Origin of the sequence: Catenulispora sp. MAP12-49 (genome assembly GCF_041262705.1) — a bacterium.
Lineage (GTDB): Bacteria > Actinomycetota > Actinomycetes > Streptomycetales > Catenulisporaceae > Catenulispora.
The window spans coordinates 171,691-181,337 of record NZ_JBGCCP010000023.1; the positions used below are offsets into that span (position 1 = coordinate 171,691).

A 9,647-nucleotide genomic window follows, 5' to 3' on the forward strand; every position below is an offset into this window, starting at 1 on the left:
CGTTGCGATCTTCAGCCCTCCGACCTTTCGGCACCCTGCCCGACGGCACCGCGGTCGACAGCTGGCAGCTGACCGACTCCTCCGGACTCCGCGCCACGATCCTGTCCTACGGCGCGACCCTGCAGGAACTCACGACGCCGGATCGTGACGGCGACCCGGCGAACATCGTCCTCGGCTTCGACAACCTCTCGGACTATCTGGAGCGCGCCGCCTATTTCGGCTGTGTCGTCGGACGGTACGCCAACCGCATCGCCGGCGGCACGTTCCCCCTCGACGGCCGCGCCGTCCGCCTCCCGCTCAACGACGGCCCGCGCCCCAACACCCTGCACGGCGGCAGCCCCGGCTTCGGCGCGCGCCTGTGGACCGCGCCCGACGGCGTCACCGACGTCGACGGCGGCACCGCCCTCACCCTCATCCGCGTGAGCCCCGACGGCGAGGAGGGCTTCCCCGGCGAGGTGACCGTCAGCGTCCGCTACACCCTGGCCGCCGGCTGCCTCACCCTGGACTACCGCGCCGAGACGACCGCCCCGACGGTCCTGAACCTGTCGAACCACGCCCGCTTCAACCTTGCCGGCGAAGGCGTCGGGAACGTCCTGGACCACGAACTCGCCGTCGCCGCCGACGGCTTCCTGCCGGTCGACGAAGCCCTGATCCCCCTCGACGGAGCCGCCCCGGTCGCCGGCACCCCCTTCGACTTCCGCGACCCGGCACCGGTCGGCGCGCGCCTGACCGACCCGCATCCGCAACTCCGGGCGGCCGGCGGATACGACCACTGCTTCGTACTGCGCGGCGGACGCACGGAACAGCCGCGTCCGGTCGTCACCCTGCACGACCCCGCCAGCGGTCGCGTCATGCGGATCGCCACGACCGAGCCGGGCCTCCAGCTCTACCTCTCCGGCGAACTCGACGGCAGCATGACGGGCCTGGGTGGACGCCCGTATGAGCAGTACGGCGGCATCGTGTTGGAGACGCAGCACTTCCCCGACTCGCCGAACCGTCCCGACTACCCCTCGACCGTGTTGCTGCCGGGGCAGGTGTTCACTTCGACGACCGTGTTCGAGCTGGGCTGTCTCCCACGTCACAGCGCGAACCGCGCGGAATAACGTGGAATAACTGAGTCCCTATCGCGTTAGACGGGGTGGGCCCGATCGTTCATCGCACTGTCAACCCACGCGAAGAGCGCAGGAGGAACACCATGAAGTCCGGAATCCACCCCGCATACCGCCCCGTCGTCTTCCGCGACCAGGCCGCCGGTTACACCTTCCTGTCCCGGTCCACCGCTGAGAGCGCGCAGACCGTCGTCTGGGAGGACGGCCGCACCTACCCGGTCATCGACGTCGAGGTCTCCTCGGCCAGCCACCCCTTCTACACCGGCAACAGCCGCGTCGTGGACACCGCCGGCCGCGTCGAGCGCTTCAATCGGCGCTACCAGCGGCAGAGCTCGGCCGACTGACGCACCAGGGCTCGTCATGCGAGCCGCCCGGGCACTACCTAGAATCCCGTTGAGGATTCGGAGTGCACCCGAAGTCGGGGTCGCGTATAACGATCCTGTTTTGTGTCCCGCCTCGGCGGGTCGGGTGAAGGGGTGCGATGCAGGAGAAGAACACGATCCCGCTGCCGGCGGATCCGTCAGTGGCGGGGCGTAGGCGCACGATGGCCATCGCCGCGGGTGCCGTCGTCGCCGTGGCGGTGGGCGTGGTGTCGGTGGTGGCCGTGGCCGGAGGTTCGTCCAAGCCGCGCAAGGCGGCGGTCGGCGCGGCGGCGGCGAGCAGCCCGGGAGGCTACGTCACCGGCTCCGACGGCGGGTACTCGCAGCAGCCGCCGCAGTTGACGTTCTCGGCGCGTCCCGGAGCCCCTTCGCCAACCACACCCACGACGGCCTCGACGTCGTCGTCCGCGCCGGCGGTCCCGCCGCCTTCGGGGCCGGCGAGCAGCTTCTCGCAGCCGGCATCGGCGCCTCCGCCGGCGAAGACCACGGCCAAACCGCCGGCCTCGACGACCGCGGCGCCCCCGCCGCCGGCCTCGAGCACGAAGGCTGCGAGCTCGCTGCAGATCAGCGGCACCATCTCGTGTGTGTCCGGACACTCGGTCGAGGGTGTCTGGGTGCAGGCGGCCCAGGGCGCGGGCTACTCGCCGTGGCAGGGCATCGGCAACGGCTCCACGTCGCGCTACTGGTACACGCTGCCGACCACCGAATCGTTCTCCCTCCATGTCGGCTGCGGAGGTACGACGGCGGCGTGGGGCGTGGCACTCACCACGCCGGAGGCCCCCGGTCCGGTCGCCAACTTCACCTGCCACGACGTCTCCGGGCAGGCCGAGTACGGGAAGTGCGACCTGCAATAGTCGGTCCTTCTCGGTAAGGTGCGGTCAAGGGAATCGCTTATTACCGGGAGGGCTGCATGACCAGCGAGCTGACGCACCGTTGGGCCGAGGGCTGGAGCGTGTCGCGCGGCACCGCCGCGCCGGTCGTCACGCAGTGGGGACTGCGGATCGAGGTGGGCGCGGCGAACCAGCTGCGCCGCCATGTGTTGCTGGACCCGAGCGAGCCCGGGGTGCGGGAGCTGGTGGCCGGCATCGACGAGCCGCTGACGTGGATCAAGAGCCATGTGGAGCCCTCGGAGCTGGCGCCGTGGCTGCCCGCCGGCTGGACCGAGGACATCCCGGGCTGGCTGATGGCGATCGACGTGGCGCCGGCGGCCGTCGCGCTGCCGGACGGGTACACGCTGAGCTCGGAGTCGAAGGAGGGCGTGACCTATATACGGATCCACACCTTCGACGGCGAGCTCGCGGCGCGCGGCCAGTACGGCTACGTCGGGGACCACGGGACCGTGGACCAGATCGAGACCGAGCCCGCGCACCGGCGCCGCGGACTGGGCTCGGTGGTGATGAACGCGCTGGCCAACGCCGCCGACGAGCTCGGTGCCTCGACGAGCGTGCTGGGCGCGACCGTCGAGGGCCGGGCGTTGTACGAGGCGATGGGATGGAAGGTGCACGCGCCGCTGGCGGGATTCGTCTACCGGCGGTAGACAATGGAAACCGATGTCGTTGCCATCTTTGCCCTGGTACGCACCTGTGCGATTCACTTCGGGTGTCACCTTCGACATCCCGACCCGGGCGGAGCCAAGTGTCTGAGCATCTTCACGACCACGACGAGCACGGCGCGGCCATGCACGACGCGGCCGAGCACGGCGCGGTCGAGCACGGTCACTCCGGTCACAGCCACTCCGGCCACAGCCACGGCGTGGCCCTGGACGCCGACCGCCGCTGGCTGCTGACCGGCCTGGCGCTGATCCTCGGCTTCATGGCGGTCGAGGTGGTCATAGGCCTGCTCGCGCACTCCCTGGCCCTGCTCTCCGACGCGGCCCACATGCTCACCGACGCCGGTTCCATCCTGCTGGCGCTGTTCGCGATGCGCCTGGCGGCGCGTCCGGCGCGCGGGGGCTACACGTTCGGCCTGAAGCGTGCCGAGATCCTGTCGGCGCAGGCCAACGGCGTGACCCTGCTGGTGCTCTCGGCGGTGCTGGCCTTCGAGGCGGTGCGCCGACTGCTCAACCCGCCGGAGGTGGCCGGCGGGCTGGTGCTGGCCGTGGCGCTGGTCGGGGTGGTGGTGAACATCGCCGCGGCCTGGTCGATCTCCAAGGCCAACCGCACCTCCCTGAACGTCGAGGGCGCCTTCCAGCACATCCTGACCGACCTGTACGGCTTCATCGCCACCGCCATCGCCGGCCTGGTGGTGCTGATCACCGGCTACGGCCGCGCCGACGCGATCGCCACCCTGGTGGTCGTGGCCCTGATGCTCAAGGCGGGCCTGGGCCTGGTGACCGCCGCCGGCCGCATCTTCCTGGAAGCCGCGCCCGCCGGCATCGACCCGGACGCCGTCGGCGACCAGCTGGCGGCCGTCGACCAGGTGATAGAGGTCCACGACCTGCACATCTGGGAGATCACCTCGGGCCAGGCGGCCCTGAGCGCGCACGTCCTGGTGGTCCCCGGCGGCGACTGCCACAAGGTCCGCCGCGTGATGCAACGCCAGCTCCTCGCCGAGCACGGCATCAGCCACGCGACCCTGCAGGTCGACCACCTCGGCGAGGACGCCGCCGAGACCGAGGTGCTGCAGATCTCGAAGACGGTGCCGGAGCGCGATTCCGGACACTGCGAGGACAGCCACGGTCCGGTGCACCGGACCGGGCCGCACGATCACTGAGGCACGGAGAACGGCAGGCGGCGCTCGCCAGGTCAGGCAGTGCTCGCGTCGACCAGATCCCCCACCGCCGCCGCGAGCTCGCCCCGGCGCGGCGGCCCGGACACCCGGTGCGTGACGCGTCCGGCTCCGTCGAGCAGCAAGACCGTCGGTGTGCGCAGTACCGTCAGGCGGCGCGCGAGGTCCATGCGGGCCTCGGCGTCGATGTCGAGGTAGGCGACGCTGTGGTGCTCGGCGAGTTCGCTCAGGATGCGGCGCGTCGGTCCGCAGTACTGGCAGACCTTCGAGGAGAACTGGACCAGGGTGGCCCGCGGGTCGAGCTCGATGCCCAGATCGTCGGCCGTCAGGTGCTCCGCGGCCGCCTGCTCGGCCGCGACCGTGCGCACCGCGCCGTCCGTGCGCTTGCGCCACAGTCCGAAGGCCGAGGCGGCGGCCAGCGCGCCGGCTGCCGCGAGCACTCCCGTGGGATCCATGCAGCACACAGTGCCGCCGTCTCGCGGGTTATTCCCGCCTTGTCCGGTGCATGAGACGCACGTTCCCGGGCCGCGATCGCCGACCTACCGTGGCCCGATGACGAACTCGCAGGTCACCTCGCCCTCGGCGGCCCGGGGCATCGACGTGCGCGCGCCGCGCTTCGGGGCGACGCTGACCACCGTCGTGCTCCTGGTGGTGCTCGCCACCGGCAGCGGCTGGCTGCTGGCGGCCCAGGCGCTCGTCTTCGCGATCGGTGCGTTCGCCGGCTTGCGCCGCGCGCCCTACGGTCTGCTGTTCGCGCGGCTGGTCCGGCCGCGTCTCGGGCCGCCCTCGGCGTTCGAGGACGAGGCGCCGCCGCGGTTCGCGCAGGGGGTGGGCCTGGCGTTCGCGGTGGTCGGGACGATCGGCTACCTCGCCGGCGTTCCGGTCCTGGGCGAGGCCGCCACCGCGCTGGCGTTGGCGGCGGCATTCCTCAACGCGGCGTTCGGGTTCTGCCTCGGGTGTGAGATGTACCTGGTGTTGGCCCGGGCGCGCCGTGTCTGAGGCGCGAGGGCTATTGCCCGAGGTTTGCAATACCGAGCCCGCTTCCCTAGGGTCCTGACCAAAGTCAGCTGCCCGCTCATCCATACGGCTTCTGACAACCGGCGGTTCCTGGCGACTGAGCTGTATGAGCAAAGGGGGGTTGATTCATGTCCACTCGTCCCGGCATTCCCGCGCTGGTCGCGGTCGCTTGCGCCGCGGTACTGCTGGCCGGATGCTCGAGCTCTGGCACCATCAGCGGGGACTCGGCGGCCAACACCACCGGAGGCGTCTCCGGCGGTGGCACGGGTGGCACGGGGGGTTCGGGCGGCACCGGCGGGAGCTCCGGCGGCGGTGGCGGCGACACCGGCTGCAACCAGGCGATGCTTGCGATTCAGAACGCTGAGAAGGCCCAGAACTCCGCCAATCCGCAGACCGCGCTCAAGGGCGTCAACACCTCGATAAGCCAGCTGCGCGCCGCCGCGCTCACCACGCAGAAGGCCGGCGGCAAGGACGCGATGAACAAGGTCGCCGACGACCTGCAGGCCGTCCTGAGCGCCGCGGAGTCCGGCCAGCAGCCCGACACGCAGCAGGCCCTGACCGACGCCCAGGTGGTCGCGACGGTCTGCGGCGGCTGAGCCCACACCCGGGGCTGAATCCACAACCAGGGCTGAGCGCACAACCAGGAACGCGGTTCGTCATACTGCTTCCCCGTCGAGGACCGGATCGCGATACCCGGCCGCCTGAAGCAGGAACAGCCGGGCGTACGCGTCGTCGGCCTTCATCAGCTCCTCATGCGTGCCCCGCTCCACGACGCGCCCTTCGGCCAGGACCACGATCACTTCGGCGTCCCGCAGGGTGCTGAGTCGGTGCGAGATCAGCAGGCTGGTTCGGCCGGTGCGGTGCTCGGTCAGGGCCCGGTGGATCTGGTGCTCCGCCTCGGCATCCAGGCCCGAGCTCGGCTCGTCGAGGATGAGCAGGTCCGCGTGCTCGCGCATTAGCGAGCGCGCGATGGCCACGCGCTGCCACTGGCCCCCGGACAGGGCCAGGCCCTTCTCGCGGTCCTCGTCGAAGAAGATGCGCGAGAGCATCGTGTCGTAGCCGTGGCGCAGCCCGGCGAGCGTCTCGTCGATGCCGGCCCGCGCGGCGGCGCGGTGGACGGCCGCGCGGTCGTCGAAGCGGTCCAGATCGCCGATGCCGACGTTCTCGGCCGCGGTGAGGTCGTAGCGCGCGTAGTCCTGGAACGTCGCGCCGATGCGCCGGCGCAGGTCCGCCACGTCCAGTTCGCGCACGTCCACACCGTCCCACAGGATCTCGCCCCGGTCCGGCTCGTAGAACCGGCACAGCAGCTTGACCAGGGTGCTCTTGCCGGCTCCGTTCAGGCCGACCAGGCCCACCGCGCTGCCGTGCGGCAGATACAGATCCACGCCGCGCAGCACCCACGGCGCGCCCTCGTGGTAGCGGAACCAGACGTCGCGCAGCTCGATGCCCTCGCGTAGCGGCGGCGCGGGCCGGGCGCCCCCGGCGACGTCCGGCGGCGCGGCCAGGACCGCGAGGTAGCTGCGGAACAGCCGCAGACTCGCGCCGACCTGGCCGACCTGGTTCAGGACGGTCGAGGCCGCCCCCTGGATCCCGGTGACGGCGGCGGTGAACAGCGCCAGGTCGCCGAGCGAGACGCGTCCGTCGATCAGGCCGTGCACGACCACGAGCGATCCCGCGGCGGCCACCGCGGTGCCGAGGATCGCCAGCACCGCCTGCCACAGCGCGCCGCGCCGCTCCACGGCCAGCTCGGCCGCACTGGTCTCACCGAAGGCTTCGAGCATCCGGCCGTGGAAGAGGTCTCCCGCGCCGAAGACCCGGACCTCCTTGGCCACCCCGGCGTCGGTGAGCAGCTGTTGGTAAAGCAGGCGGCGCCGCTGCGTCTGCATCGTCGCCTCGGTCGTGGCCGCACGCCGGCGGGCCAGCGCGCGTTGCAACAGGTAGGTGGGGACCGCCGTGGCGAGCAGGACCGGCGCCATCGGCGGCCACACCGCCAGCACCGCGCCGAGCATTCCGATCGCGGTGACCAGGCCCCGCACCATGTCCGTGAGCATCCCGGTGACCTGCCGGGGCGCCGCTTGAGCGCCCTGCTCGGCCAGCCGGATGCGGTCCTGGAAGGCGGGGTCTTCGAAGGGGCGCAAGCCGGTCAGGGCATTGACGGCCGCATACAGACGGTCCTGGACGCGCAGCGACACCGAGCGTTGCAACCGCAGCGTCAAGCGCGACGACGCCGCACCGCAGAGGGCTGACACGCACCCGAGTACCGCGCCGGCGAGTACGAGCTCTGAGGCATACGGCAGGCGGGCCGCGTGCCCCCGCGCCAGCTCGTCGAACAGGAGCTTGCCCGTCCAGGCCGAACCGGTCGGCACCGATCCCAGGACGACGGTGACCGCCACCGTCGCCAGGGTGCCGAGGCGGTCGGCCTGCCAGCCGAGCGCCACGGCGGACTGCAGGAGGCGCGGCCCCGATGGAGGTACGGGGCCGCGCCGGTCTGGGTTGGCCGTGTCCGGCTCGGTCATATCCGGGTTGGTCATGGCCATGGTCACGGCGCGATGCCGGCCGGCGCGGGGGACGGCACAGCGACATCGGCCCCGACAGTGGCCCCGACATCGGCCCACCGCCGCGCGCTCGCCACGATCCTGCCGTTCTCGGTGCGCATCAGCGTCGGGAACCCGTCGATGCCGCCGAACGCGGTCGCGACCGGGTCGCCCATCGGCAGCAGCGCCACGGTGCCGAGGTCGCGCACCGACGCGGCGAGCTCGCGGTCGGCCTCGCCGTGCGGATCGCCGAACACGAAGACCAGCGTCCGCTCGCGGTCCAGGCCGCCGTCCGCGCGCATCGCGGCGATCTGCGTCTTGCAGGGCTCGCAGCCGACCATGAAGCACACGACGTTGCGCGGGGTCCCGGCCAGGTCCTCGCCGCCCAGGACGCGGCCGTCGAGCGTGGCCGCCGTGAACCCGCCGACCACCAGGCCCACCGCGGGCAGGGTGTCGACGTGCGGCACGTTCGCCGTCCCGGCGGTGCGCAGCCGCCGGAGCACGGCGAACAGCAGGAACAGGTTGAACACGGTGAGAGGTGCGAGCACCGCCACCGTCACGGTGAGTACGCCGAGCAAATGAGCCCCCTTGAAGAGATCCGGGGTCGCGCCGGACCGCTGTGTCAGAGCACTGGCCAAAGCAATCCCGGCGACCGCGATCAACGCCACGTTGCGGAGCATCTGCGCGACGCCCCACAAGGCAGCCTCGGCCCCGGGTGCCGAGCGGGATCCGGATCCGAAGCACCGGCACCGCACCTGCTGTCCCCGAAGCCGTGCCACGGCCACCACCGTGGTGAAGGCCGTCAAGGTCAGCAACGCCAGGCCGAGTCCGACAACCGCCGTCCACGGCAGCGCCAACAGAACCGGGATCGCAACCTCGACGCCCACGACCCCCAACGCGAGAGGCCGCCGCCACGCCTCGCGGATCCACCGGAGATCGCGCAGCGTATCGACGAACTCTGCGAAGGCCGCCGACGTGCGCGCCTTGCCGAAGGCCGCGACGCCGAAGACCACCAGCAGCACCCCGCGTCCGGCCACAGCGAAGTACATCAACGTTCGTACCGCCTGTTCAGGACGTGCGGCGGGAACCCAAGGGAGGCAGACCAGGCCCCGCCGCACACGGGCCGGGCCGCCGTCAGCAGGACCGGCCGTTCGGGTCCGACACGCAGCCGGAACCCTGGCTGTACTCGGGAACGCAGGCGCCGCCGCAGTTGAACCGCCCGGGGCAGTACTGGTCGTACATCTTCCCGTTGTGGCAGTAGCTGTGGGAGTACGCCAGACCGCACGGGTCCGGGGGGACGCACGCGCCGGCGGTCTCCTGACGCAGCACGCGCGCCAGCATCCGGTCACCCCAGCTGTTGATCCTTCTGGTCATCGATCCTCCACGTCGTCGAGCGGATACGGACCTTGCGATGTCCGACTCTGCTCGACCACGCCCGGGGGAATCACGAACCCCGGACGATCCCGCACACTTGTGCGTCCGCGCCCAGGCGCGCCGGAAAAAGTGGCGCCCCTGACCTATGCGTGGGTGAGGTTCTCGTGTGGGTGCGGGTGGGGTGGGTGGCTTACAGGCGTTTCTTGACGGCTTCGCGCAGGGTTTGCGGGATCCGTTGGTGGCGCGGGTCGGTGGTGGCGTTGGTTTCGCGGGGCGGGGGTGGTGTGGGTAGGTGGTCGGGTCTACTGCGGCAGTCAAGAGCAGAGGCGACAGTCAAGAGCGCCTCCGGCGGCGCCTGCGCGGCGAGCGGCCTCGCTCCGGGGAGTGGGGGTTGCGCTGGCTGCCGGCGGACGTTGCTTGTGGTCGCCTTTGTCCCGGATTCCCCGTCGCATCGTCGCCTTACGGAAGCAGACCGGTCCGGTGGTATCAAGTCGGATCGCCCAGCT

11 protein-coding genes are annotated in these 9,647 nt (G+C 71.4%); 7 read left to right on the forward strand and 4 right to left on the reverse strand.

All coding sequences use genetic code 11. The features are described from left to right. The first annotated feature begins 2 nt into the window (after nt 1–2). The 5 genes from ABIA35_RS33520 to ABIA35_RS33540 all read left to right on the forward strand — a co-directional run bounded on the left by ABIA35_RS33520 (nt 3) and on the right by ABIA35_RS33540 (nt 4,201). On the forward strand, nt 3–1,103 hold the full coding sequence (locus ABIA35_RS33520) for an aldose epimerase family protein (RefSeq protein WP_370360636.1): 1,101 nt from the start codon (nt 3–5) through the stop codon (nt 1,101–1,103). A 92-nt stretch (nt 1,104–1,195) separates the two neighbouring features. After that, a complete protein-coding gene (locus ABIA35_RS33525) occupies nt 1,196–1,453 on the forward strand; it encodes a type B 50S ribosomal protein L31 (RefSeq protein ID WP_370334833.1) in 258 nt (85 codons plus the stop codon). Nucleotides 1,454–1,590: 137 nt separating this feature from the next. Continuing rightward, nucleotides 1,591–2,343, forward strand: coding sequence for a hypothetical protein (locus ABIA35_RS33530; protein WP_370360637.1), 753 nt, complete (start codon nt 1,591–1,593; stop codon nt 2,341–2,343). Between the two features lie 56 nt (nt 2,344–2,399). Next, complete coding sequence (locus ABIA35_RS33535) at nt 2,400–3,026, forward strand: GNAT family N-acetyltransferase (protein WP_370360638.1); 627 nt, start codon at nt 2,400–2,402, stop codon at nt 3,024–3,026. A gap of 98 nt (nt 3,027–3,124) precedes the next feature. Next, nucleotides 3,125–4,201 carry a cation diffusion facilitator family transporter gene (locus ABIA35_RS33540; protein WP_370334827.1) on the forward strand — a complete coding sequence of 359 codons (1,077 nt, stop codon included), beginning with the start codon at nt 3,125–3,127 and terminating at the stop codon, nt 4,199–4,201. Between the two features lie 32 nt (nt 4,202–4,233). Here the strand turns inward: ABIA35_RS33540 and ABIA35_RS33545 are convergent, their stop codons facing one another. Beyond that, nucleotides 4,234–4,671 (reverse strand): thioredoxin family protein, encoded by a 438-nt coding sequence (locus ABIA35_RS33545; RefSeq protein WP_370334825.1) that lies wholly within the window; start codon nt 4,669–4,671, stop codon nt 4,234–4,236. A 97-nt stretch (nt 4,672–4,768) separates the two neighbouring features. Between ABIA35_RS33545 and ABIA35_RS33550 the strand changes: the two genes are divergently transcribed. Both ABIA35_RS33550 and ABIA35_RS33555 read left to right on the forward strand, forming a co-directional pair. Further along, complete coding sequence (locus ABIA35_RS33550; protein WP_370334823.1) at nt 4,769–5,215, forward strand: DUF4395 domain-containing protein; 447 nt, start codon at nt 4,769–4,771, stop codon at nt 5,213–5,215. A 146-nt stretch (nt 5,216–5,361) separates the two neighbouring features. Next, the gene (locus ABIA35_RS33555; RefSeq protein WP_370360639.1) at nt 5,362–5,829 is read left to right on the forward strand and encodes a hypothetical protein; all 468 of its coding nucleotides are present in this window, start codon (nt 5,362–5,364) and stop codon (nt 5,827–5,829) included. 60 nt (nt 5,830–5,889) lie between these two features. On the opposite strand, the gene ABIA35_RS33560 is transcribed toward ABIA35_RS33555, so the two are convergent. The 3 genes from ABIA35_RS33560 to ABIA35_RS33570 form a co-directional block, all read right to left on the reverse strand. Beyond that, nucleotides 5,890–7,764, reverse strand: coding sequence for an ABC transporter ATP-binding protein (locus ABIA35_RS33560; protein ID WP_370360640.1), 1,875 nt, complete (start codon nt 7,762–7,764; stop codon nt 5,890–5,892). An 8-nt stretch (nt 7,765–7,772) separates the two neighbouring features. Then, the gene (locus tag ABIA35_RS33565; protein WP_370360641.1) at nt 7,773–8,816 is read right to left on the reverse strand and encodes a MauE/DoxX family redox-associated membrane protein; all 1,044 of its coding nucleotides are present in this window, start codon (nt 8,814–8,816) and stop codon (nt 7,773–7,775) included. Between the two features lie 85 nt (nt 8,817–8,901). Further along, nucleotides 8,902–9,141: a hypothetical protein gene (locus tag ABIA35_RS33570; RefSeq protein WP_370334815.1), complete on the reverse strand. Its 240-nt coding sequence runs from the start codon at nt 9,139–9,141 to the stop codon at nt 8,902–8,904. Nucleotides 9,142–9,647: the final 506 nt, after the last annotated feature.